The following is a 24,270-nucleotide window of genomic DNA, read 5'->3' as shown; positions in this document are numbered from 1 at the left end:
TACTGACGTGATAAGCCATAAAAAAAATATTAAAGGGTTCTCTCTGGTAGAAGTATTAATCGCTTCGTTAATTATCATGTTGGGTGTTACAGGCTTTGTCACCCTGCAAACCGAATATATGCGCAGCGATGCCAAACTTAACTTACGTCAGGTGGCCTTGCAGCTTGCACAGGAAAAACTGGACGATTTGCGTCAGTTTGATGTGTTGCGCACCACCGCCGGTCTGCCGGCATACAACGATATCGGCGACGATGCCGGCGGCGGTCTGAATGCCGGAAGTGTGGTGGTGGACATAAAAACTGATGCCACTAAAACTTACACCTTTACCAGAACCTGGGCGGTTGAGAATCAGTTTTATACCGATACAGACAGTGACGGCGTGCCGGACACCTGGTTAACAGAAGGCGACATTGGCATACCGGTGCCCGCCCCGGATGTTCCCGGGCAGAAAATCGTGACGGTCAATGTCAGCTGGACTGATCCACAGGGTGAGACAAAATCCATTGCGGTCGAAGGCAATGTAGCTCCGGTTTTGTTAGCCAGAAGCTTTCAGGCCAATAACGAGTCAGACGGTGCCAAGAATCAGCCCAAGGTGGCGTACACACCCGGTCTGGCACCTGATGTAATTTCCTACGAACTGGGTAATGGCGAAAGTATCGAAACCAGTAAGCCGGTACCGGATATTGATAAGCAGGGTGACAACAACCTTGTCCAGTTTGAAACCATCCGTTATATCAATCTGCCCGATCAGACTGACAAACTGGAGCAGGAAGATTTTTTAACTGTAAATTGTTCGTGCACGCTGGCCGGCTCAGGTGATGGCTACACACCCAGTATGACCGACTACGATGGTAGTGAGTTGGTGGTTAAACCCGGTGAAAAGATAGAAAAACAAACCGGTAATGCTGACGGTAGTCAGCAGCCTGCTATCTGTAATACCTGTTGCCGCGACCATCATGATACACCGGCAATGGTCGAACAAGAGCAATACTATCGCAAAGAAGGCGGCAAGCCACACGGCCACTATAAGCGGATGAATGATGGCAGTTTCCTGCCGGCTTCATCAGTGGGCGATGCTTACGATGAGGTATGTCGGTTTAAGCGTGTAGATGGCTATTTTCAGATGTATCCGGACTGGCAGTTGCTGGACGTTATTCAGTTCAGTGACAGATATTTGCTGGATACCCAGACTCTGACCAACTACACCGCCTATACTGAAGCCGCGATAGCCGCCAGCGTACAGGGCGAGGGGACACCCACCAAACCGACCGACCGCTCTATTACAATGGGTCCCGGTGGTCAGCAGTTAATTTCGCGCGGTATTTATCTGGACAGAATGACTGCCAGCCACAAGCAGGCACTTAAAGCGATGATCGAGGCCGGCAAGGAGGACTGGAAAGCCTACGCACCATTTTATGATGTCAACCTGACGTTATTGTCCCAGTGGAGTTCAAAATATTCGGCTATTGCCACGGTAACTAATGAAAATATTCAAACGATTCTTGATCCGGTGAACGATTTTTACGGCACCTACAGCCGGGGCCGGGTCGAAGCATTAAGTGACGGAACCACGGCTATTACCAATTTTGCCATGGGCTATAACGCAGGTATCACGGGTACACCGGGTATTTCTCCCACCTACTTTTTGGGCGGTAAGCTGGATAATTCGCTGCTGGTGACGGTAAACAGTAAGGCCGCATCAGAAAAATTCTTTGCACTGATTGGTAATATCAACTGCCTGATTACGCTAAATGGTGAAACGCAACCCTGTGAAACCAATAACAGCAAAAAGGCCAGCTATGTTGATCTGTCTAATCTGACAATTACTAACTCACCGTCGCAGTTTAATTGCCCAATTACGATCCCTAAAGGGAAATCGACACCGTTCTTTAGTTGCGAAAATATGTCAGAAAACTGGAAAGGCGACATTATCTTTGCGTTTGAGAAAAATTACTTCAATGTCACGCTGAAAGTGCAGTACCCGGATGGCACCATTGTGGAAGCTGACCGGATTTCATTGAGCACCGGCTTGAATGCAACGTCTAATCAGGAATACAGTCTGATTATTGAGCTGACGCAGATTTAACGCTTGTACGCCCCGCTTGTATCTTTGTGATTAAACGGGGCGTCTTTTTTGACATAGAAAGTACTTCATCAATCTTACTGTTGTTTTTTGATTAACATGCCAACGCCTGCTCTGACCGGAGCCGACAGTAGAATATAAAAAATCTCTCGTTCTTCCTTGAAATTGTGTAAACCTGATCTACGCTTTGGGCAGTCAGCAACGTTCGCGCTGCGTTTATTTTTCAAAGTATGCTGCGCTACCACTACATGCAACTTTTTTCAAAATCCCACTCACTGCCTGTAATTGTCTTTCTAAAATAAACATTTACGTAATTTTACGAATAGGTCTGACGCAGACCGGAAAGTACATTGGCGGGCTATCAAAATAGGTAGAGCCTGTATTAATGCTTATTTCGACGGTCATTCGACTATGTTTTCTGATAGCGGTCACTATGCTGTCGGGCTGCAAACCTGACCCGGCTCCCGCTACGCTTACAATTGGGTATACCCACGAACCGCCTTATTCGTACATAGATGAGGCGGGGAAGGTAAAAGGTATCTACCCGGATGTTGCTCGTCAGGTTGTACAGCAGATGGGTATAGATAAGGTCAAATGGGTGTTACTGTCCTTTGACAAGCTTATCCCTGCGCTTATCAATAACCGCATAGATGTTATCGCCGCCGGGATGGCAGTAACCCAATCCCGGATTGAACAGAACTTGTGTTTTTCTATGCCATTATCACAATCAGACACTGCGGTGTTATGGCGCAATGATAATCAGAATTATGTGCCACAAACGCCAATTGCCTCACAGGACCTGCAGTTTGTTGTGATTAATGGTTCGTCAGAAGAATCAATATTGCAACAGCATCATCAGTCCGGGTCCTTGTTATCGGTGGAAGATATCAGGCTGAGCTTATTAGCACTTAAATCAGGCCGGGCTGATTTACTGGTGATGACACGACCAACGCTGATGAAGGTGCTGCACGAAACCCCTGAACGCTATCAGATTAAAAACGGCGACGGATTTTTGCAAAACAGACAAATATCAGCGTTTGTTATTAAAAAGCAAAACACGGGGCTGGTTGCGCGATGGAATGCAGCCCAGTCATTTATCAGCCATCAACAAGACGTGAAAATGGCACTGCACCAGGCGGGTATGTCGACAGTTGATACCGCCTCCGATTACGACCGGTGCTACACACTATGAGACTCTCATTGCGCTATTTGCAGGATAAAAGTCGCTGGATATTACTGATTGTCCCGGCCATGCTGATTATATCCATAGCAACCGCAGTAATATTTCACATACGCGAAAAGGAGGTCGATTATCGGGTTTCCATGGTCTATGCCATTGAACAGGCTGAAAGCGATTTTACTAATGGCCTGATGCACTTCGCGCTTAGCGGCGAGGCTGAGAGTCCGTGGCAGCGACGCGTTGGTATGGCTCTGATTACGCAGGCGTTAAGCGAATACCAGAGCATCGCACACCGGCTCAACAATCAAAGTAGCTCTCAGGACATGTTGAAAAACGTGAAGGAGATGTCACTCAAGCTCAACACACTGGTTGAGAGCGGAGACAGGGTAGATGCGGAGTTTCGCGAAGAAATCTATCAGATTTCAAGTCAGGCAGATCGTATTGAACGTCAATTGGCCGAAAGCCTGGAAAAACGCCGTGTTCAGCAGCGTCACTGGTTTATGGTTATCATTGTATTAAGCAGTGTTCTTTTGGCGTTTCTCGGACTGGCGTTATTTCGTTCAGAACGATACCGTTTTGCACTTAGTTCAAGTCTGCAACTTAGCGAGCAGCGCTTTTTGCGGTTATTACAAAATACAGATGATGTCTTTTGGCTTGAAACATTTGATAGTGAGAAAGCGCTTTATGTGTCTCAGGCTTTCAGCAAGATGGTCGGGCGCGATGCCAAAGCCGTTCTGAACCAAAAATCAGCCTGGCGAAAGCTGGTGCATCCTGACGATATCGACGCTGTAGAAAAGGCTCGCACAGAAGCGCGCCAGAGCCCGCGCGATTTTAAATGTCGTATTGTTCGGCCTGACGGACAAACCCGGTGGATAGAGGGGCGAATGTTTCCAATCTGGAAGGAGCAACACGAAGAGCCAGGCCGTAAGCCGGATTTCATGGCATCAATCAGTCGTGATGTTACCGAGAAGCGGGATATTGATTATCGGCTGTTTCAGGCACAGAAAATGGAGTCGTTGGGACAGCTGACTGGTGGCGTTGCTCACGATTTCAATAATCTGCTGACCGTCATTTTGATTAACACCCGTCATCTGATTGGTCGGTTACAGGACGCGCCGGATCTGGCCCGAATGATGACCCTGATTATGCGCGCTGCAGAGCGTGGGGCACGCCTGAACCAGCGACTGCTGGCATTTGCCAGTAAGCAGCAGCTACAGCCTGAGGTGACTCTTGTCGAGGAGTTGATCGACGAATCTGTCGAAATGCTGGCACGCACCCTTGGCGAGAAGTACCAGCTAACCTTTCAGCGACCTGACCAGCCGCTGTGGGTTAGGGTCGACCCGGGACAGCTACAGAATGCGCTGGTAAATTTATGCCTGAACTCCAGAGATGCAATGCCTGATGGCGGCAGAATTACTATCCGGCTGGAGAAATCCGGCCACAAAAAATTGTTTGGTATTGCCGGCGACACAGTGCACATTTCTGTGAAAGATGATGGTGAGGGGATTGCTCAGGATGTGCTGGATCGGGTTTTAGAGCCGTTCTTTACGACCAAAACCAGCGATAAAGGCACAGGGTTAGGGTTAAGTATGGTGTTTGGGTTTGTACGCCAGTCTGGCGGCAACATGCATATCAACTCTATGGCAGGCAGAGGAACGACAGTCCATATGGTTTTGCCAACCTGTGCGTCGGGCAACAAACGCTTACCAGCAAAGCCTCTTCAACCCACCAGAGGGACAACCATATTGCTGGTAGAGGATGATGAACTGGTGCGTGAAAGCACAACCTCTACATTGCAGAAAGAAGGATACCGGGTTATTCAGGCAGAAACCGCAGAAGACGCACTGAAAGTACTGGACGCTAAAGCTGACATCGACCTGGTGCTGACAGACGTTGTAATGCCCGGCGCGCTATCGGGCTTTGAGCTTGCTGAGTGGGTACAAACGACGCATCCTGCACTGCGCATTCTGGTAACGTCAGGCTTTGTGGGTAACAAAAGGAGCAACTCTGAGCGCTGGTTTTTTTTACAAAAGCCGTTTTCCACTCAGAGCCTGTTAGCACACGTTAATCAGGCTCTGAACACGGCGGACTCAGCTACGAATAATGATATGTGATGAGCGCGCTTTTTCAGGCTGACAGAAAATATGTTGCAGACTATCGCCAAACATAGCATCTGGCGAATAATGCGTAATGCGCAGGCTGTCGATCATCGGTGACTGCTGTTCAATATCTTTTAACTCCAGCTCCGCTTTTACCAACAGCTTTATGACTTCGTCCTTGCGGCGGCCGATAAATAGTGCAGTTACCTGCGTCTCGCCAGTGCGCCCAAGGTCGTCAGCGTCAAAAAGAATACTTCTGGCCATTTTGCTGATTCGTTGAATCACATCATCTACTGTCACCTGGTAGGAAAGCGCTGTGATTTTTACCACGTGCACAGCATGCTCAGCACCGGCTGCAATGTGAACCAGCGCATCAGCGCGGCGGGTAAAGGCGTCGTTGTGACTTATCTGGCTCACGGCGTCAAGACTGGCCGCAGCATTATAGTGAAATTCTTTTTCCACAACGCGTACGATCATTTTCAGCGTTGATTCCTGTTTATCCGTCCAGTTCCCGGGTGTACGATCGGCGGCAAAGACACTTCCCAATATACAGCCGTTGTTTGCCCGCACCGCATGGGATACAAACAATCTGTAAGGAGGCCGGGCATTTACCAGTGATGTGCCGGCAGCATGTTCGTCTCTTAAAAGGTCAGGAATAATAATGCTGTCGGTGTCCGGCAGTAAGCGGTAACACAGTGCGCTGCCAACTGGCATCGTTTCGGCATTCAGACCGATTTTTGCTTTCAGATAACAGTGCGTTTCTTCAAGTACAGCGATGCCACAGACAGGCATATTAAAAATACGACTGATTAACCTTACAAGTCGGTCGAACCTGTCTTCAGGTTGTGACGGGTGAGGTTTCATCGCACGAAGGGTAGCGATGCGGTAGGGCAGCTGTTCACTGGCATGTTTGGTCAGCCACTGCGAAAAAGCATCCGGCGTCAATGCAGGTGCAAAGTGGAAACCTTGCGCAAACTGACAGTCTATTTGTTCCAGCATTGCCACGGTATCGGCATCTTCAACGCCCACGGCAGTGACATTTAATCCCAGCCCCTGACCCAGCTTAACCAGTGTACTGGTAATGAGTGATGACTCATAAGCGCTCGTTGTCGTTGTGACAAATCGCCGATGGATTTTAAGCTCTGAGAAGGGCAATCTGACCAACTGCTCAATAGACGCCAGCCCACTGCCAATATCGTCCACCGCCAGGCGATAACCTCTAAGTCGCAGGCGGGTCAGTATCTCCGGGGCGACAGCATGCTGACCGATAGCGACTGATTCGCTCATCTCCAGCATAAGGTGCGAAGGCTGCACACGGTAATCGCCAATCAGGGTGTCCAGTTTATTTAAGAAGTTAGTATCATTTAATGACAGTCCAGATATGTTGATAGACAGGTGAAAGTCCTGGCTCACCAGCCCGGCCGGGTAACGGGATTTTATCTTCAAAAATTCGGACAGCCACTGGATAGCGCTGATAAGCACATATTCCGTCAGGGCAATAATACTGTTGCTGCGTTCAGCCATCGGAATAAACACATCAGGTGCAATAGTGCCGAACTTTTCACTATGCCACCGACAAAGTACCTCTGCGCCAGCCAGTGACTGAGTATGGATATCTAATTTGGGCTGAAATTCCAGTGATAACTCACGATTCAGAATTGCCTGGTGAAGATCCCCGTCTGTCACTGACCTGTCAGTATTGGTTTGACCACAGACGCGCCTGGCATCTGCTGATGTGGCTTCCCGGATAAGCTGAACCAGTGATTTTAATGCAAAAGGCTTTTTAAGCATGCCGGCAACATCCAGGCCCTGGGCAGATGCAGCCTGACAGGCGGCATCGATAACATCCATATCGGCGCCACTGATAACAATAATTTTTGCCGCGCTGTTATGTTCTGCCAGCGCTGAAAATGCATCCAGTCCATCTTCGGCACCCAGACAGAGATCAACCAGGATTACGTCAGGATTTAGCGCACGACTAGCTTTAATCAGCTCAACGATACTTGCACAGGCCGAACAGGCAAACCCTTCTTTCGTGAGGGCATGGAACAATGAAAGCCGGATAATCTTATCATCATCCAGAACAAGCACTTTTGCGGACATTTTCACCCCTTTTTACGAGAGGCTGAAATATAGAGAACATCCGCACAACAATGTATTCGGGAAATTACGTAAATTAGGCGGCAGCCATTATCGTTCGGCCTGAAGTACCACGCGCGTCAGTGATGCCACAGAATGAACATCCAGCTTACTGAATATATTTGATTTGTGCGCCTCGACAGTACGGTGACTGATATATAACTTATCGGCAATTTCTGATGCGGAGTAGCCTTCTGAGACCAGTTTTGCGACATCCAGTTCACGCTCGGTCAGATGGGCTATTAACGCTTTAGCGTTGCGTGTTTGCTCCAGCTCCAGAAGCAGTGATTTACGCTGCACAATGGCTTCCTGTGCTTTTTTGATAAGTCGCTCGGGCGTTGCGGACTTTTGGATAAGCGTAACAGCGCCATCTTCCATGGCTTTCACGGCGGTGATGACATCGGCTTTTCCCGAATAGATAAGTACCGGTAAACCAGGATGTGATTTTTTAAGTGCAGCCAGCACGTCCAGACCGGTATGGTAGGGCATATTCAAATCGAGAATGACACAGGCATTATGGGTATCGATATCGCTTTTCAGGAAGGCACGGGTATCACTGAAGGTGTGAACAGAGAAATGGGACTCATTAAAGATCCTGGCCAGCGTCTCTAAAATCAGCTTGTCGTCATCTACCAGATACACCTTGGAAGGCGTGGTCATGAGAGGATCCTTATTAAATTTTAAATATATCTAAAAATCAATGTGTTGCGTTTTTTGCAGTCTGTTCATTAAGACATGCGTGTTGTGATAAGTCAAATCTGAACGGTGTGCATTTTAAGGTGGTCACTAATATCAACTACTTACAGTTGACAGACTGCATTCTATACCATTCTGAATGGCGTACGGTTGCACTTACCTGACGTGTCTGTCTGAAGTGAATGAAAACGGATCGTGGTATAATAATCGTAGAAGTTGCGAAAAGAATTATCAAAGTGAAGAATCGCATTTCAACATCAGCGATGCGTTACGAAAGGGGCGATGATATTGTATATCGTGAGCAGGACACCCACGATATACAGACTCTGGATTAGTTGTCGTCTTTGTCGCGCGACTTCGCTTCTTCCTCTGAAATGTCTTTAACATCCACCGAGCCGCGATTCATCTCGTGCTGTACTTTTAGCTTTTGCAACATCTCAAGCTGCACGGCAGGGAATCGGGTAGCCATCCGGGCCTTTTGTACCATTGACTGGTCCAGCGAAGTCTCTATACCAGTCATACCTGCACCGCCACCTTCGTTATATAACATCTGCTCTGAACGCACGGCATCCAACAATGCAGCACTATTTATCATTGCTGAACCGCCATAATTGCGTGCGCCGCCAGTCAAATCTGCAATCTGCCAGTCGCTCATTTCAAACTCCAGCTCGCGGGCATTTTCGATTTGTTCATAATACCGGTCATCGTCAACATAATTCAGGATATGGGTTTTCAATTTGGTTTTGTCATTATCAAAGAAGGGCAGATTGTGTTTGTAATAAACCGATATCTCTCCGTCATAGTAAGTACCGCGATTAGAATTTATAAATTCAACTGCGTTATCTTCCAGTTGGCGCCATACCCGGTTGCCTGTATATGCTTCATCACGAATGCTGGGGCCACCGATGTTTCCCTGAAACAACCCGTAAATAACAACAGGTTCCTCATACTTTTCTTTTAAAATAGTAAACTGGATATCGTGCAGACTTAGCTTTTCGCCGGCAACGGTAAGCACCTTATCATGTAAAAGGGGGCTCTCATCCCCGTAAGCCAACGCATCCTGAAGGCTACCATTGAGCTCACGCTGGCCAATCTCGTATATCATTGTAAAGTTATACAGATTCAACCAGTAAGCCAGTTGCTCATCTCTGGGAAGCATTGAAAGCGGGATTTGAGAGGGTAAAACCTCCAGACTTTCCTTCAGCGTTGTCAAAACGTCCATAACCTCTTCATCCTGCAACGACTCGAAATGAAACCTGTTTCCCTCTAGCGCGGTAAGCCTGTTTATCCGGGAACGCATCCGGGTACCCGTTGTGGCCTGCCGGGAGACTTTTTTGCGGGTGGAGCGACCCACCACCAATACCTCTGCTTTCAGAAAGGCGTCCAAATCATCGTAGCTGACTTCCAGATTTGAATCCTCCTTAGCGCCCTGGAATGGCTCGGGTAGCTTTTCTTCCGCAGCAAAGGTAAATGGACTGGCCAGTGACAGGGCGAGTGCTAAATATATCGGTTTCATGTGAACTCCTTGTTATGGATATTCCGGCATCAGTTACGAAAAAGTAAATTTCATCATACACTGTGAGAACAAAAATTGAACTACTAAAGCAATGGGGATGGAAAGTACTGTTTTTACAGGCCTATCCGAAGCCACGGAAAACGAAAATACGGCGGGAATAATGGCGGAGAAAAAGTGAGTTGTCACTCACCTGATGGTAAGTGACAACGCAACATCAGCTTATTGAGATTCAGATTTCTTTCGTGCTTCCTCTTCTGAAATATCTTTGACCTCAACCGAACCGTTATTGATCTTGTATTTCACTTTCATATTATTTAGCAACTCAAGCTGTGCAGGTGAAAATCTTCTGGCAATAGGTGATTGCTCCACAAGCGTATCAGCAAGCGAGTTCTGGACATTGCCTGCGACTTGTTGTTGGGCTGACCGTACAGAGTCCATCAGCGCTGCACTGTTATTCATTACCGAACCGCCATACGATCGTGCCCCACCAGTCAGATCGGCGATTTGCCAGTCGCTCATAGCGAATTCAAGATCATCAGCAGATTCAACTTCGTCGTAGTAGCGGTCTTCATCTATGTAATTAAGTAAATGCGTTTTAAGCTTTTTCTTATCGTTATCGAAAAATGGCATACTGTGCTCATAAAACACAGAAATTTTACCATCATAGTAAGTGCCACGGTTTGAGTTTATAAATTCCATGGCGTTATCTTCCAGCTGACGCCATACCCGCTTACCAGTGTAGGCTTCGTCACGAATGCTGGGGCCACCAATATTGCCCTGAAATAACCCGTAAATGACTACGGGCTCGTCATATTTTTCCTTCAGGATAGTAAACTGAATATCGTTAAGGCTGAGTTCCTGGCCCGCCACAGTCAGAACCTTGTCATTGAGTAGTCTGCCATTATCATCATAACCAAGATCGTCCTTCAGGCTGCCTGAAAGCTGCCGTTTAGCGATTTCATGCAGCATGGTGAAGTTGTACAGATTAAGCCAGTACGCAAGTTGCTCATCTCTGGAAAGCAGTGATAAAGGGACTTCGTCAGGTAAATTTTCCAGACTTTCCTTTAACGTGACGAGCATATCGCTGACCTTTTCATCACTTAGCGATTCAAAATGAAAGCGATTCGCCTCTAATGCAGTAAGACGATTTACCCGAGAGCGCATGAGTGTACCGGTCGTCACTTGTCGTGTCGCTTTTTCCCGGGTCGAACGGCCTATAACCAGAACTTCAGCATCCAGAAAAGCGTTAAGGTCATCGTAGCTCACCTCGAGCTTTGAATTTGCGGTAGCCCCCTTAAATGGGGTGGGTAATGCTGACTCCGCTGTAAACGCAGAGGCTGAAAAAAACATCGCGGAAAGTAAACACAGATACCTGGTTCGCATAATCATTGTTCCTTAAAATCAGTTTCCCTTAAGAGCATGCCGCTCTATTTCTTACTATATACAAACAATATGTTATTTAAAGAGTAAAAAAGTGTTAATTTTTTAAAAGAGAGGAGGGAAGAGAAGGTAAAGGAAACGCTAAATACGCAAGTGTGAAAGAAGCCCGACATCATTTGAATGCCGGGCGGATAAAGGATGTTATTGCTTTACAACCAGCGGGCTATCAGCAACAAGCGCGAAGTTTTTACTTATCAGATGATTATGTGATGCCAGCGCGTTTGCCTGTTTTAGGTCCTGATGACACCCAGCCGGCTCACCACTGGTGCACTTAAGTATCGCACGATTATTCAGTGCTATTGCTTTATTGTTGGCAGTATCCACAGCCTGGTCACATACTGATTCTGCCGAGGCGGTATCACCGCTGGCAATATGCGCGACACACAGGTTGTTCAGCAGCGGCGCCCGGCGTGAACCGACCGACGTTTTCGCCAACGCGGCGTGGGTTTTGCGAATGCCGGATTCGTAGTTACCTGATTCAATTTCTCTAACGCCATTTACATCCTCAACACTGGTTTTCAGCTGTAGGCTGGAGTGGCCTGCACTTGCAAGCGCTGAAGGGACTGCACAGACAGATGCAGCAAGAAAGCTACTGATTAATAACTTGCGACCGGGTAATTTCATAACCATTCCTCAACATGTTGTAATTGGTAGCGAGTTCATCAATCAGCCAATAGCGTAAAAGCATCAGCTATGATTGTGAGTCACCGTGCAAATGAGTATGGTGTGACACAGTTTAACCTGCCTGATGATTGCGTGCGTAAAAGCTAATGGTTTTCTAAGGTTTGGTAATGTTTTGAATTTATTTATGTTTTTGATTAGCTGGAAGCGTTGACGTGCACGAAAAATTTAAAATTAATCATTTTTCGATCGATCCTGATGACAATACTGTTACCAGTGAAGGCGTCAAACGGCATGTTGAGCCCAAGGCGATGCAGGTGCTGCTGGCGCTGGCGGAGCATGCAGAAAAAACAGTAAGCCGACAATATTTACTGGAAACTGCCTGGGGAAACCGGGTGGTGGTGGATGAGGCGCTCACCCGTATTATTTCGCAGCTTCGTAATGTGTTTGATGACAGTAAATTAAGAACGCTTATACAGACCGTGCCCAAAAAAGGGTATCGGCTCAACGCACGAGTAACGCTCGCTGAAGACGCACAAAAAGAAGCGTCTCATTCGGAAGATGCGCCGGCAAACATCCAGACAGATGACGCTCAGGTAATATCGCCTGGCAATACAGAAATTGTATCGCAGGAAATTATTGCACAAGAGGCTGACAATACCGGTTCGACCACCGATGATGCGAGAGTAACTGTTCGTAGCCAGCGTAAATCGCTTATTATGCTGATTGAGGTGTTGTGTGTGGTTGTGCTCATCTTCCTTTGGTTCAGCTCCAAAGAGCCTGATACGTCACCATCACAGGTAAAATCGGTAGCAGTATTGCCGTTAGCACCTATTGGTAATAACAAACAAACAGAATATCTTGCACAGGGGTTATCAGAGGAGCTTCAGGGGGCGTTGTCCGGTTTAAAAGGACTTCGTGTCCCCTCTCGTTATTCCACGTTTGCTCAGGCTGACAATTATGACGCGCCGACCGAAATAGCGCGGGCACTGGATGTCGAGTATCTGATTGAGGGGTCAATCGCACAGCGGGCTGACACGTTCAAGGTGGTTTATCGTCTTATTGATGCAAAACGTGATGAGACATTGTGGTCGCATTCTTACGAGGGGGAGGCTGTTTCATTACCTCAGATCACACACAATGTTGCCAAACAGGTAAAACAGTACCTGCAGCCAGATGCTTCGCCATTAGCTGCGGAGAAAGAACCTGCCAACAGTACGTCAGTGGCAGCTTACCAGGCCTACATGAGAGGCAAATACTGGCTTATGAATGGCAAGACCAGTGAATGGTTTATGCAGGCCAGTGCAGCATTTCATCAAGCCATTGAATCTGATCCTGAATACGCTCAGGCCTATGGCAGTCTGGCTTACATTTATGCACGGTACAATTTTCATGATGCTTATCTGCAGCCTGACGAGGCCACCCAAAAAGCTCAGTGGGCCATAAATAAGGCGCTGGCCCTGAATCCTGACGAGCGAAACGCACTGTTAGCAACCGCTATTTTATCGACTACCGGGCAGGCGTTTACAAAGGCCGAATCGGCGCTGAATAAGGTACTTGGTAAAAATGCTCAGGACAGCACGGCCCTGTATCTGTACTCTGAATTGCGACTTGCGCAGAACCAGTATGATCAAGCACTTGAATTAGCACAAAAGGCCAGACAGGCCGATCCGCTGTCCCCCTGGATAAATGTTAATCTCGCGATAGTCTATTTTCATCGGGGGCAATATGCACAGGCACTAGAAGCCGCAAATACTGCGATTGATGTTGATAAAAGTTACACCTGGGCGTATGTATGGAAGGCCAAAACGTTATTTGCCTCTGGCCAGGTCAAAGACGCTATCCAGAGTATGCAGATATGTCTGGATATAGATAATGCGTCACCGGTTAATAACGCTTTTACCGGACTCCTTTACCTTGAGTTAGAAATGCCAGAAAAAGCTGATGCGTATTTCAGGCAAACCGCAACACTGTTCGGTGATTCGGTCGACGCACGGTTCTGGAAAAATTTTACGCGCTTTGGGTATCATCATCAAAAGCCTGAGATTGCGCGCCAATTATTAATAAACGTGAAGCTACTGGATAACCGAATCTTTACTTTAATGCCGTTGTTAACATCGTTATATCTTCAGCAGGATTTATCCGAAGAAGGTGTCGAACAGATTGCATTACGCTACGGTATATCAACGATAGACGGACAGCAGCTGAACCATCTGAACAAAGATATTGTTTCTGCCTTCGCCGCGCTGTCTGGTAACGATGTCTTTTTCAAGTCACAACATTCATTCAGCGATGCGCGGCTACAAATTCCGCCTGTTTACCCACTGCTAGCCGCTAGCCAGCAGGCAGAAACATTTCAGACAGTAAACGTTGCGCCCGGCGACAAACCATGGTGGTCATACATGTGGGTGTTGCCAGACTTAAGCACATTGCAATTAAAGGGTAATTTGAAACAACAGTATCAGCAATTCACCATTCAAAGGGCGCAGCAGCGCGAGCAGGTAGAAGCAGCATACAAATAAACTGGCGCTGTTCATACAGCGCGAAAGCTTAGCCCATCAGTTTTGAGCAAACTTGCTTGCAGCACCAAATGCGGCTTGATGAGAAGCCTCGTATTTTTGCTTTGCAGTCACCATTTCTACGAAACTATCACGAAAGCGGGCATTTTCTGCATAAAGCTTTTTAATCAGGGACAGCTTTTTCGCCTTAAGTGTGTCTAGCTCTTCTGAGCCTAACTGTGCAGATGCACTGCCTAACATCAGATTCTCCATAGTGTCCCCCGGACGGGCACTGTATTCCTGCAACAGTTCACGTCGAATTCGGATATCAAACGCATCACGACACACTTTTTGTCGGGTGTTCGAGCCCTTACGCTTTTCCCGGGTGCAAACATAGTGCATATCCGGGTCTTCCATAAGCGTGTTAAACGTGTCAAAAAGCGCATACTGGGCGAGCATAAACTCTTCTTTTAGTAATGAGAGAGGGCGTTTTCCTATTACCTGAATGCGTTCTGCGTTGCCATTATCTTTTGTATTTGAGGTATTTTGCGCCTCAGCGTCACGAGTAAAGCTTAAGATGACTCCGGCGATAACAAAAACTAAGATAGACTTATATATCTTCATGACGTCTCCCTGTCATAATTTGGTTTGTACTATTTGTTTCCATGTACTCCCGGCTCTGTGATTAACAAGCATTATCCGCGTTGCATAGATGTGACGCGTCAAAAGTAACGGAAATGATGTCTTCACACAGTATTCCCAATCGGGAGGCTATAAGCAATGATCAAAAGTCCAGGTTTTCCATGTCTGTCAATCTTGAGCAAGAAAAAATCATTGGATAAAGTGAAAACCACACTTTTGTATTTTCAAATTCGTCCGTAATGACAGATTGAATCGCACAGCACCAGTGAATGGCCGACTATATTGCCTGGCAAAGATAGAGAATAACCACGTAAAATATAAAGGTATGCATTTTAATACCAGTTTAAGCTTCTAAAACCTTTAATTTACGTCTAGAGTGCGCCTGTCAAATTATGACAACCTGGTATTTATAAGGATTATACTCGGATGAAACGCACTTTACTTGCAATGGCAATCGCCAGCTTTTCTTTCAATGCAATCTCTGCGCAACCGTTTTCTAACGGCCCCACATGGAACTATGCTGAAGTTGGTTATCAGACAACAGATATCGACGGTCTTGATGAATTCGAACCGGCTGGCTTTAGCGTTAAAGGCGCAACTTCAATAGGCGAAAACTTTTTCCTTACCGCTTCTTACCGCGATTTAAGCGATGATGAGATGGGAATCGATCTTGATATGAGTCAGTTTTCTGCGGGAATAGGTTACCGTTACAGCGTTACCAGAAGTACTGATGTCTTTGGTGTTGCCAGCTTTGAAAATCTTGATGTGGAAGCTTCCGGTGCGGGTGGTTCTATAGGTGATGATGAAAGCGGTTTCGGGATCGCAGCAGGTGTCCGTTCTATGGTCATTGATCAACTTGAGCTATCGGTAATCGCTAAGCATATTGAGCTGGACGATACGGGCGACACAGGTATCGAAGCTGGCGCGACATTTTATATAACGCCGTCAATTGCAATTGGTGCGACTTACGAAAAGCTAGACGACTTTTCGTTTACCGGCGCTAATATCCGTTATAGCTTCTAACGGTAACGCGGGCTTTTACGCCCGCGCTTCGTAATCTGCAAACACACCTACCGACTTTTCCTATCAATCACAGTACAGTTTTACAATATTCATAATGACACTTACTAGCCTGTCCGGATATGAGAGTGTGCGCGTGGCTATTTAAAGTACGTTATAAACGCTCAATGAGCGTTCCGTCATCACTTTTACTACTTAAGCGATGTATCAGACTCGTCAGCGTGATTAGCGTTGCAATTTCCTGCCATCGCCAGTGCGACGCCATTCAAAATAATCGTCCAACACCTTCAACGCGTTGATGTCGGCCACAGGACCAGTCTTGGGGATATCATTGAAGTGCATGACTGTCGGTGAGCCAGGTTCAAACACAGGCCATTGTGGAAGGTCCGCTCCATTTGGATTACCTGACTTTACAAAGTTCGTCCAGTAAGTGGCCATTGATTCTGAAAGTTCCAACGCATGCTTTTCAATATCGGGATTGCTTTCATCCAGGTGTTTAAAGACGTACGCAATTTCCTGGCCGTGCGCAGAGCCTTCGTTGGAGTTTTCCGATCCTTTCGAATGATTCGGTCGCTGGTCAAAATAGTACAGATAAGCGTCACTATTGCCATGTGCAGTTTGCAGCTTAGCCCAGCTCCAGGTGTGCCAACCAAAAGCTGCGTCCCGTACCAGATTACGGGCGTTACGTGTCACTGCTTCACGTGATATGGAATACGCATTTATTAGTTTTGATGAAAACTTGTCAAACCTTTGATCCATGCCCTCTATAAAGTGTTGGGGATCGGGATCTCTGACAAAACTGAGGCCTTCATCTGAGTTGTATCCTATGAGTACTGGGGTATCGTTAAATTTACCCTGCTGATAAAGTGTATACTGGTCATCGGGAATGACATAGCCGTCAATAATCGGCCATCCGCCTGGTAAAGACCAGCCTTGCGGAATAAACGTTTCTGCATCCATTTTTCGTAGTGCGTCGATGGACGTCGTGCCAAACTGTTTGACGTACTCTTTGCCTTCTGACTCTGCCTGTTCCAGCAGTGACATATTTTCACCCGGATAATTCACCTCGCGAGGCGGGCCAAAAGATCCACCGCTTTGCGAAATTGCTTTTTCAAAAAGTCCTTTTGCTAGTGGGGATGCGGAAAGCATACTTACAGATATTCCCCCGGCGGACTCGCCGGCTATAGTAATATTATCCGGATTACCGCCAAACTGACTGATATTTTTCTTTATCCACTTTAGCGCAGCTATCTGGTCCAGGATGCCGTAGTTACCTGAAACACCATGCGGGCTTTCCGCGGAGAGTTCCGGATGAGCAAGAAAACCCAACTGACCGACACGGTAAGCGATGCTTACCACAATAACGCCTTTATTAGCCAACGCTCGGCCATCGAAGATAGGATCAGATGATGCACCAAAGCTAAATCCTCCTCCATAAATCCATACAAAAACAGGGATATCGTCATCAGGTGACGTGGCGGGTGTCCAAATATTCAAATACAGACAATCTTCACTTTTTCCAGAAGGCGGCTCGCCCGCCTGCATCGGCGCAGGCGCATAAGCTTGAGCTGTCTTCACGCCGTTCCAGTGTTGCGCAGGCTGTGGGGCTTTCCAGCGTAATTCGCCCACCGGCGGACGAGCAAAAGGTACGCCTTTGTAGATAGCGATATTCTTCTCTACAGTGCCTTTAAGTTTACCTTCCTCTACCGTGACCTCATCCATGAATGCCGCCATAGCCGAATGGCAGGCTAATACAGAGAAAAGCAGTAGAAAAATACTTATGACAGGTCGTGTTTTTGTTTGGCATCCGCATGCGTTCATTGCGCTTATCCTTCAGGAGGGCATTTATTGACCTTTCCCTCTTTATCGGGGAGAGGCTTATTGATCATCTCAAAAGTTTTTCGATTTCATCGTCCAGTCCGGGAATGCACTCAAATCACTTTTTAGAAAAACCGCTGAATTTTCATTTTTACTTTTCAGTTGCCAATCGAGCCATTTAAGCGCCATTTGTGCAAAAGCGCCGCCATTGGGCTCTTCAAACGTACCGGAGTGTCCGGCGTTGACAGCGTTGGCGAAGGCAACGGGAACCCTGGTAATACGCTGGTAATCTTTCAGCGCATTTTCGTACGCGACATCGGATTCACCGCCAATAAGGTAGAGCGTTGGCGTGTGTAATTGTTGAAGAGATTCTTGGTCAGCTTCTGCCATGGTCATGTCGCCGATGCCCGAATTAAACATCAGGTAGCTGGTAACACGAGGATCATCGGCCATTGCCAGTACCTGGGCACCACCACAGGATTGACCGGCAAATGCAACATGCGCCATATCTATTTTATTAAAGTAAGCGCTGGACGCTGTTTGATTTTGTGATTGTGCCCAGTCGATAGCCTGAGGCATTTGTTGATTGGGCGACTTATTTAATGTGCGGTCATCCAGACGGCGCTGCATTGAGCCAAGTGCTACAACCAGGTACCCGTGAGAGGCGACTTCTGAAAGCATGCGTTCAAAAGGATAGGAGGTATCCTTGCAGCCACCATTTGCGAAAACGATCAACGGCAATGCTTGCTGTTTTTTTGCTACAGATTGCAGGTCTTTAGGTCGGTATACCACATAATCAGGAAGACTGGATTCACTGGCGGCGATAGCTTTGAACGGGCCCGATCCACCGTTGTCGATGGTTTTTTTATCCAGAACCTCTGCGGTGACTGAAAACGTCAAACAGTATAAAAGTAGTGCACTTGCCGTTTTCATCGGGCTGGTCCTCTTGACATAAAAACAATAAATTACACATCTATGTATTATTGTATTAACAATATGTCAGGTTGTGTCGTCAAGATCAACTTCGAGCACTAATGCTTATACAGCGTCAATGGATGGGCCTTTTTCGCAACAGAAGATAGATAAACAGTTGGACTGAGATAAGGAGCATTGTGTGTTTAGCTGTTCTACTAATAACTATCTGTAGTGAACATCCCGTATCAATAACGTTTGATCAGGTACACTAAAATGGAAAATGCAATGGCACTTCCAACTAGACAATCTGTTTGTTAAGAAATTATAGTATAATATGTTAATATTGACTGGGTACGCGGTTGTGAGTATACGGGGCGTATCCCACTTTTTAAAATACAACTCAACGTCAATTAAGGGTGAATAATGACCAATAAAACAAACAGCCCTCTGGTAGAGCAGAGAGCCGATCCATTTGTTCATAAGCATACAGATGGGTATTACTACTTTACTGGTTCAGTACCTACTTACGACCGTATCGAGCTTCGAAAGTCTAAAACGCTGGAAGGGTTGCAAGACGCCCAGACTGTTGATATCTGGTTCAAGCATGATAGTGGGCCGATGAGTCGCCACATCTGGGCCCCGGAAATCCATTATCTGGATGGTAAATGGTACATTTATTTTGCCGCCAGCGAGGAAGAAGATATCTGGGCACTGCGTCCTTATGTGCTCGAATGCAAAGGCCAGGATCCCCTCAATGACGAATGGCAGGAACTGGGCATGATGCAGGCTGCAGAGGGTGACGATAAGTCATTTACCGATTTCTCTCTGGATGCCACAATTTTTGAAAACAAGGGCAAACGCTATTTTTGCTGGGCCGAAAAAACCGGAGGGCAATTCGCTGCTTCAAACCTTTATCTGGCTGAGATGGCATCGCCCATCAAACTAAAAACAGTACAGTTTATGCTGACAACGCCCGATTATGACTGGGAGCGGATAGATTTCTGGGTCAATGAAGGCCCTGCAGTCATAAAACATGATGGCAAGATTTTTATCACTTTCTCAGCCAGCGCGACAGGTGCCTGCTATTGCATGGGCTATATGGAAGCTGATGAAAATGCCGATCTTCTCGACCGGAATTCGTGGACAAAAACGCGCCATCCGGTGCTTGAAACCGATACTGCAAAGAAAATCTATGGCCCTGGTCACAACTGTTTCACTGTGGCTGAAGATGACAAAACCCCATTGTGTATTTATCACGCCAGAGATTATGAAGAAGCCGTAGGCGATCCGGCGGTAGTGCCCAAAACCGATACCCGGCCTCATGAGGAAATTGTGAAGGACCCGCTTTACGATCCTAACCGCCATGCCCGGATGCTGGAAGTTAACTTTGACGAGCAGGGCAAGCCGGTGTTCGAGTTGTATTAGTGCCTGAAAAGGGTGGGGGATGAAAAACCACGCCCTTCTTTTAATTTTTGTGTTTAAAGGATCATTGCCGGCTGAAAAGCTTTTGTTACACAACCACACTCGAGATTGCCTTACTTCTCTCATACTTTTATAGTCTGTTCAAACTGATTCATTGATAGTGGCAAGATTGAGCAAAACTAACCGTCACAGTATGACAACGCCCGCTGCCAATACCGGCCCGAAGATGGGGCGTATTAGTCTGACTGAGTTCGTCGGTAAATGGCGTCTGACACGGGATATTCAGGAACATACAGGCGGCATAACCACGTTTAGCGGTGAAGCGGTTCTAAGTGAATCGGACGCTCAGTTGGAATATAGAGAGTCAGGGCGGGTGACCCTGGCGAATAGCAAAACGATACACGCTGAGCGGATCTATATTTGGCGAAACGGCCTGAATGGGCAAATTGATGTGTATTTTGCTGACAAGCGATTCTTTCACAGCTTTTCTGCCGACAAGCCTTACGCTGAGCACCTGTGCGGCAATGATCTTTATAAGGTGACCTATGATTTTACTCGTTGGCCTGTGTGGGAATCGGTATGGCAGGTAAAGGGGCCTCGCAAGGATTACACCATGGTTAGTCACTACGCACCCTTGTAACAGGTCATAGTCGCGCACGACGCTTGTCAGTAGACAGCAGGCTTGCGATTTCTTTCGTTGTGACGATGAGACAGCCACAATGCTAAGGCGATGATACTTCCTCCCAATAACAGGCGGGGTAAATCAACGTCCTTTTGCCATAGCAGCAGATTTACCAGCAGTCCTGCAGGAATCAGTGCATTGTTCATGATCGCCAGTGTTCCTGCAGACACCTTCAGCGCGCCCTGATTCCAGAAGTAATACCCTAATCCCGACGCTACCACTCCAAGCCAGGCAAGTACGCTCCATTGTGTAGTGGTCGTCGGAAGCTGGCTGTGATTACCGAAAAGAAAAAAGGCGGGTAATGCAATGGCCAGCGCACCAAGATAAAACCAGCCGAATATCTGATGGTGGGCTACCGGTGCTGTAAAGCTTGCGACCAACTTACGATAGCCTACCTGACCAAGCGCAAAGCAAATATTGGCGCCCTGTACGATAAAAAAGCCAGTCCAGAAGTTGGTACTTACGCCCTGAAAACGAATAACGGCTGCGCCGCCCATCGCAATCAATGCACAGACAATATGAAACGGCGTAAATCGAAAGAACAGAGCGTCGTTAAGGACAGCAACATATAACGGTGTAATGATAGTAAACAGAAGGACTTCCGGGACCGACAAATACAAAAATGCGTGATAGAAGAAGATATACATGACGCCTAACTGGACCGCGCCAAGTAAGGCCAGAATAAGCTTTTGAGATGTGGTTAATACTGAAAACTTTATAAAAGGCAGAAACACCAGAGCGGCAAGCAGCACACGGGTAAGTACTGAAAAATAACTGTCGACACTGCCGGCCAGATACTCACCTATCAACGAAAACGAAAATGCCCATAACAGGGTAACTGCCACCAGTTGAAACATGTCACTACTCTATTGCCATCAGTTGCGCGCTAACCTATTGCATTTGAAAGCGTGAATCAATATGGCAATGACAATAAAACCGTTGGCGCAGCATTACCAGGCGTCATTGGCTGGCATGCTTTGAGTTGGTATTTCTTACTTTGTCATGATGCTTCGTTGGTTACAGAACCAACAATAAATGGCACTACAGAATACGTAAAATTGCACTCGTTCCCCGGATTAGTTCACTGACGAGCCGGTGTTGTAGTGCGGGCGCTCATCGACCGCATTATCCATCTTGCTACCGCACAGCGAACGGCAATGCTGACAAGCTTTATTCTGTTTGCGGTTAATACCATCGTGGCACCCAAATTTGCTGCTATGCATGCACTGGGTGATATTGATGGCATCAGGCGCACGGCACTGTTATCTGTTCGGATTATGCTTCTGGTTTCTGTGCCGGTAACACTCTTCATACTGCTTTTCCCGGAATGGTTAATGAGTATGTTCGGCGAGGCATTCACCGCGGCCGCCACAGCGTTGATGATTATGACCATCGGTCAGTTTGTGAATATTGCTACCGGTTCAGTAGGCTATTTACTTAGCATGACCGGCAACGAAACCAAAGTACGCGATAATGTCGTTATCGCGGGTATTCTGAGCGTAGGTTTAGGCATTATTTTAATTCCATACTTTGGCGTGATAGGGGCGGCCATTGCCTATGCCTGTGGTGTTGCATCACAAAATCTGTTGGGCGTTTATCAGGTCAAAAAGTATCTTGGGTTTAATACGCTGTGCTTCTGGAAAGCATAAGCGATGGCATAAAACCTGAACGATGCGAAAGTACATGGTAGCATTCGCCTGACAGATTACTAACAGGTAACTATTAATCATCTGGCGCTACCGCTAAACTGAATTTTCACTCTCTTTCATCAGGGTTATCCGTGTTCAGGCATTCACAATACCTTATTCTTTTTACTTTATTGTTATTGGTCAGCCGCCCGGGCTTTGCCCATCCACAAGATGAGGCGGTTGATACTTCACCAAATCGTAATTTGACCGGATTTGAAGCGTTAAATGAGAAGCAGCCGCTGTGGGAGGTGGGTGTAGGTGGTGGCGTGATTGAGGTGCCAAATTATCCTGCATCCGGCGAGCGAAACACGGTGGCGTTAGCATTACCCTATGCAATATACAGAGGCGATATCTTTCGTATTGGCGGGCAGGGCGGTGCCCGCGCTGTTTTTATAGAAAATCAGAAGCTGGAGCTTGATATCAGCTTTGGTGGCGCATTTGCTGCAGACAGCGAAGATAACACCGTGCGCGAAGGCATGCCTGAACTGGATTACTTGTTCGAGGTAGGACCGCAACTGATCTATAAAATCAAAGACTATTCGTTTAACGGTGGGGGAAATGCGCGACTCAATGCACAGCTACAGACAAGAGCAGTATTTTCCACAGACTTTGGTCATATCGATGCCAGAGGCTACGTCTTCGAGCCAACATTACGGTATCAGCAGCGCGGTGTATTCACGCCTGATACCGGCTTTAACCTTGCCGCCCGAATGACATGGGCAACTGAAAAATTACACGATTATTTTTACTAGGTTGCACCCGAATACGAGACTGGATTCAGGTCTGCTTATAACGCCGGGGGAGGGTACCTTGGCGCTGAACTGTCAGCGAGTCTGGCTTTTCCTGTCATGAAAAATTTGCGTGGCTTTGTTGGCGCTTCAATGCAGTTTCACCACGGCGCGAGCAATGAAGAAAGCCCGTTGTTCGAAAAAGATATTACCTACAGCCTGGGCGTGGGCTTTGTCTGGCGAGGCTATCAGAGCGACGCTAAAGCGAGTTGGTAATTGCCGATGTCTGGTCGGGATTATGGTAAATTTTTTGTAGAGCTGGGGGCTGGGAATATTAAAAGAACGGTACGTTAGCGGTGAGTTTCAGTTGTATATGACTCTACACGCTGACCGGGCTCTCGAGTGAGTGCCGCGGCCGGACTGCATACTCTTAACGAGGCTGGGTTAATAACGTTAACAGCAGGAGATAGCTCAGCTTTTATCTTTTTTACCTACCTCGGCGACGATTATCCAGTATAAAACCAGCATAATAACAATAAAAACGACCGTAAAAATCATACCTAGCATGGCGTCTCTCCGAGCATGAGCAGGTGTAGTAATAAGCAGCGTCAATGGTAGTGAATACAATTTTATAGTCAATCCTATATTCGCTCTATCGTTACGCTGAAGTGATGACTTACATAGCAAAGCTTTCCCTCCGTATAATTTTCGTATAACACCTTATGTTAATGCAAATAACACAAAGTCCCGGTCAGTCAGGTAAAAGTACTAAGTCAGGAAGATGTCGGTTGAAAGAGCCTGAGAGGATAGTGAGAACGGAACTACAGTTGTTTATTTTGAATATCAGCGCCTGACCTGGATAAGAGTGGAGAATGGAAAGCCAAGTCGCGCCGCACACATACACACGCTGAAGCCTAAAAAGAGCTTCACATATTTGTGGATATCAGTAGCTGTCAGGAGCTCATCGAATAACAGCCAGGCGGGTACACCTAATAAGCAGGTTGCGAGCACAGCTGAAAAAATACTAACGACTAACGTAGCTTCACAGCAATGGCATGTGATTGTTTCATGTACCATTAGCCT

General features: G+C 46.9%; 17 protein-coding genes and 1 pseudogene. 9 read left to right on the top strand and 9 right to left on the bottom strand.

Annotated elements, in window-relative coordinates:
- Positions 1–7 precede the first annotated feature (7 nt).
- The 3 genes from HHX48_RS10940 to HHX48_RS10930 all read left to right on the top strand — a co-directional run bounded on the left by HHX48_RS10940 (position 8) and on the right by HHX48_RS10930 (position 5,377).
- Positions 8–2,086 carry a prepilin-type N-terminal cleavage/methylation domain-containing protein gene (locus tag HHX48_RS10940; protein WP_191025043.1) on the top strand — a complete coding sequence of 693 codons (2,079 nt, stop codon included), beginning with the start codon at positions 8–10 and terminating at the stop codon, positions 2,084–2,086.
- A 382-nt stretch (positions 2,087–2,468) separates the two neighbouring features.
- The gene (locus tag HHX48_RS10935) at positions 2,469–3,275 is read left to right on the top strand and encodes a substrate-binding periplasmic protein (RefSeq protein WP_191025041.1); all 807 of its coding nucleotides are present in this window, start codon (positions 2,469–2,471) and stop codon (positions 3,273–3,275) included.
- The gene (locus HHX48_RS10930) at positions 3,272–5,377 is read left to right on the top strand and encodes an ATP-binding protein (RefSeq protein WP_191025039.1); all 2,106 of its coding nucleotides are present in this window, start codon (positions 3,272–3,274) and stop codon (positions 5,375–5,377) included. Before HHX48_RS10935 ends, HHX48_RS10930 begins: the two co-directional genes overlap by 4 nt.
- Here the strand turns inward: HHX48_RS10930 and HHX48_RS10925 are convergent.
- The 5 genes from HHX48_RS10925 to HHX48_RS10905 all read right to left on the bottom strand — a co-directional run bounded on the left by HHX48_RS10925 (position 5,354) and on the right by HHX48_RS10905 (position 11,777).
- Entirely contained in the window at positions 5,354–7,465 is a 2,112-nt protein-coding gene (locus HHX48_RS10925; RefSeq protein WP_191025036.1) for an EAL domain-containing protein, read from the bottom strand. The genes HHX48_RS10930 and HHX48_RS10925 overlap by 24 nt on opposite strands.
- Positions 7,466–7,552: 87 nt before the next feature.
- Positions 7,553–8,161: a response regulator transcription factor gene (locus HHX48_RS10920; RefSeq protein WP_191025035.1), complete on the bottom strand. Its 609-nt coding sequence runs from the start codon at positions 8,159–8,161 to the stop codon at positions 7,553–7,555.
- A gap of 367 nt (positions 8,162–8,528) precedes the next feature.
- Positions 8,529–9,713: a DUF547 domain-containing protein gene (locus HHX48_RS10915; RefSeq protein ID WP_191025033.1), complete on the bottom strand. Its 1,185-nt coding sequence runs from the start codon at positions 9,711–9,713 to the stop codon at positions 8,529–8,531.
- 219 nt (positions 9,714–9,932) lie between these two features.
- Positions 9,933–11,096, bottom strand: coding sequence for a DUF547 domain-containing protein (locus tag HHX48_RS10910; protein WP_191025031.1), 1,164 nt, complete (start codon positions 11,094–11,096; stop codon positions 9,933–9,935).
- Between the two features lie 198 nt (positions 11,097–11,294).
- Entirely contained in the window at positions 11,295–11,777 is a 483-nt protein-coding gene (locus HHX48_RS10905) for a hypothetical protein (RefSeq protein ID WP_191025029.1), read from the bottom strand.
- A gap of 212 nt (positions 11,778–11,989) precedes the next feature.
- Between HHX48_RS10905 and HHX48_RS19065 the strand changes: the two genes are divergently transcribed.
- Positions 11,990–14,296 (top strand): tetratricopeptide repeat protein, encoded by a 2,307-nt coding sequence (locus HHX48_RS19065; protein WP_191025027.1) that lies wholly within the window; start codon positions 11,990–11,992, stop codon positions 14,294–14,296.
- A 36-nt stretch (positions 14,297–14,332) separates the two neighbouring features.
- On the opposite strand, the gene HHX48_RS10895 is transcribed toward HHX48_RS19065, so the two are convergent.
- Complete coding sequence (locus HHX48_RS10895) at positions 14,333–14,896, bottom strand: hypothetical protein (RefSeq protein WP_191025025.1); 564 nt, start codon at positions 14,894–14,896, stop codon at positions 14,333–14,335.
- A gap of 444 nt (positions 14,897–15,340) precedes the next feature.
- Between HHX48_RS10895 and HHX48_RS10890 the strand changes: the two genes are divergently transcribed.
- The gene (locus tag HHX48_RS10890; protein WP_191025023.1) at positions 15,341–15,937 is read left to right on the top strand and encodes an outer membrane beta-barrel protein; all 597 of its coding nucleotides are present in this window, start codon (positions 15,341–15,343) and stop codon (positions 15,935–15,937) included.
- A 222-nt stretch (positions 15,938–16,159) separates the two neighbouring features.
- Here HHX48_RS10890 and HHX48_RS10885 read toward each other — a convergent pair whose 3' ends face one another.
- Together HHX48_RS10885 and HHX48_RS10880 are read right to left on the bottom strand one after the other, a co-directional pair.
- Positions 16,160–17,656 carry a carboxylesterase/lipase family protein gene (locus HHX48_RS10885; RefSeq protein WP_223858283.1) on the bottom strand — a complete coding sequence of 499 codons (1,497 nt, stop codon included), beginning with the start codon at positions 17,654–17,656 and terminating at the stop codon, positions 16,160–16,162.
- A 168-nt stretch (positions 17,657–17,824) separates the two neighbouring features.
- Positions 17,825–18,685, bottom strand: coding sequence for a poly(ethylene terephthalate) hydrolase family protein (locus HHX48_RS10880; protein WP_191025019.1), 861 nt, complete (start codon positions 18,683–18,685; stop codon positions 17,825–17,827).
- 405 nt (positions 18,686–19,090) lie between these two features.
- Here HHX48_RS10880 and HHX48_RS10875 point away from each other — a divergent pair, with 405 nt between their 5' ends.
- Both HHX48_RS10875 and HHX48_RS10870 read left to right on the top strand, forming a co-directional pair.
- Complete coding sequence (locus tag HHX48_RS10875; protein WP_191025017.1) at positions 19,091–20,092, top strand: family 43 glycosylhydrolase; 1,002 nt, start codon at positions 19,091–19,093, stop codon at positions 20,090–20,092.
- Positions 20,093–20,258: 166 nt separating this feature from the next.
- Positions 20,259–20,729: a DUF6314 family protein gene (locus tag HHX48_RS10870; protein ID WP_223858281.1), complete on the top strand. Its 471-nt coding sequence runs from the start codon at positions 20,259–20,261 to the stop codon at positions 20,727–20,729.
- A 26-nt stretch (positions 20,730–20,755) separates the two neighbouring features.
- On the opposite strand, the gene HHX48_RS10865 is transcribed toward HHX48_RS10870, so the two are convergent.
- Entirely contained in the window at positions 20,756–21,628 is an 873-nt protein-coding gene (locus HHX48_RS10865) for an EamA family transporter (protein WP_191025015.1), read from the bottom strand.
- A gap of 246 nt (positions 21,629–21,874) precedes the next feature.
- Here HHX48_RS10865 and HHX48_RS10860 point away from each other — a divergent pair, with 246 nt between their 5' ends.
- Positions 21,875–22,420 carry an MATE family efflux transporter gene (locus HHX48_RS10860; protein WP_191025013.1) on the top strand — a complete coding sequence of 182 codons (546 nt, stop codon included), beginning with the start codon at positions 21,875–21,877 and terminating at the stop codon, positions 22,418–22,420.
- 131 nt (positions 22,421–22,551) lie between these two features.
- A pseudogene (locus HHX48_RS10855) lies at positions 22,552–23,463 on the top strand (MipA/OmpV family protein).
- Positions 23,464–24,270: the final 807 nt, after the last annotated feature.

This window comes from Salinimonas profundi (assembly GCF_014750655.1).
GTDB lineage: Bacteria > Pseudomonadota > Gammaproteobacteria > Enterobacterales > Alteromonadaceae > Alteromonas > Alteromonas profundi_A.
The sequence above is the reverse complement of the archived record's forward strand: the minus strand, read 5'-3'. Positions and strand labels throughout refer to the sequence as shown.

Excerpts from the sequence above, each read along its gene's own strand:
- HHX48_RS10875 (WP_191025017.1), top strand. The coding sequence starts at position 19,091 with ATGACCAATAAAACAAACAGCCCTCTGGTAGAGCAGAGAGCCGATCCA.
- HHX48_RS10920 (WP_191025035.1), bottom strand. The coding sequence starts at position 8,161 with ATGACCACGCCTTCCAAGGTGTATCTGGTAGATGACGACAAGCTGATT.
- HHX48_RS10885 (WP_223858283.1), bottom strand. The coding sequence starts at position 17,656 with ATGGATGAGGTCACGGTAGAGGAAGGTAAACTTAAAGGCACTGTAGAG.
- HHX48_RS10905 (WP_191025029.1), bottom strand. The coding sequence starts at position 11,777 with ATGAAATTACCCGGTCGCAAGTTATTAATCAGTAGCTTTCTTGCTGCA.
- HHX48_RS10930 (WP_191025039.1), top strand. The coding sequence starts at position 3,272 with ATGAGACTCTCATTGCGCTATTTGCAGGATAAAAGTCGCTGGATATTA.
- HHX48_RS10865 (WP_191025015.1), bottom strand. The coding sequence starts at position 21,628 with ATGTTTCAACTGGTGGCAGTTACCCTGTTATGGGCATTTTCGTTTTCG.
- HHX48_RS10895 (WP_191025025.1), bottom strand. The coding sequence starts at position 14,896 with ATGAAGATATATAAGTCTATCTTAGTTTTTGTTATCGCCGGAGTCATC.
- HHX48_RS10880 (WP_191025019.1), bottom strand. The coding sequence starts at position 18,685 with ATGAAAACGGCAAGTGCACTACTTTTATACTGTTTGACGTTTTCAGTC.
- HHX48_RS10925 (WP_191025036.1), bottom strand. The coding sequence starts at position 7,465 with ATGTCCGCAAAAGTGCTTGTTCTGGATGATGATAAGATTATCCGGCTT.
- HHX48_RS10890 (WP_191025023.1), top strand. The coding sequence starts at position 15,341 with ATGAAACGCACTTTACTTGCAATGGCAATCGCCAGCTTTTCTTTCAAT.
- HHX48_RS10910 (WP_191025031.1), bottom strand. The coding sequence starts at position 11,096 with ATGCGAACCAGGTATCTGTGTTTACTTTCCGCGATGTTTTTTTCAGCC.
- HHX48_RS10935 (WP_191025041.1), top strand. The coding sequence starts at position 2,469 with ATGCTTATTTCGACGGTCATTCGACTATGTTTTCTGATAGCGGTCACT.
- HHX48_RS10915 (WP_191025033.1), bottom strand. The coding sequence starts at position 9,713 with ATGAAACCGATATATTTAGCACTCGCCCTGTCACTGGCCAGTCCATTT.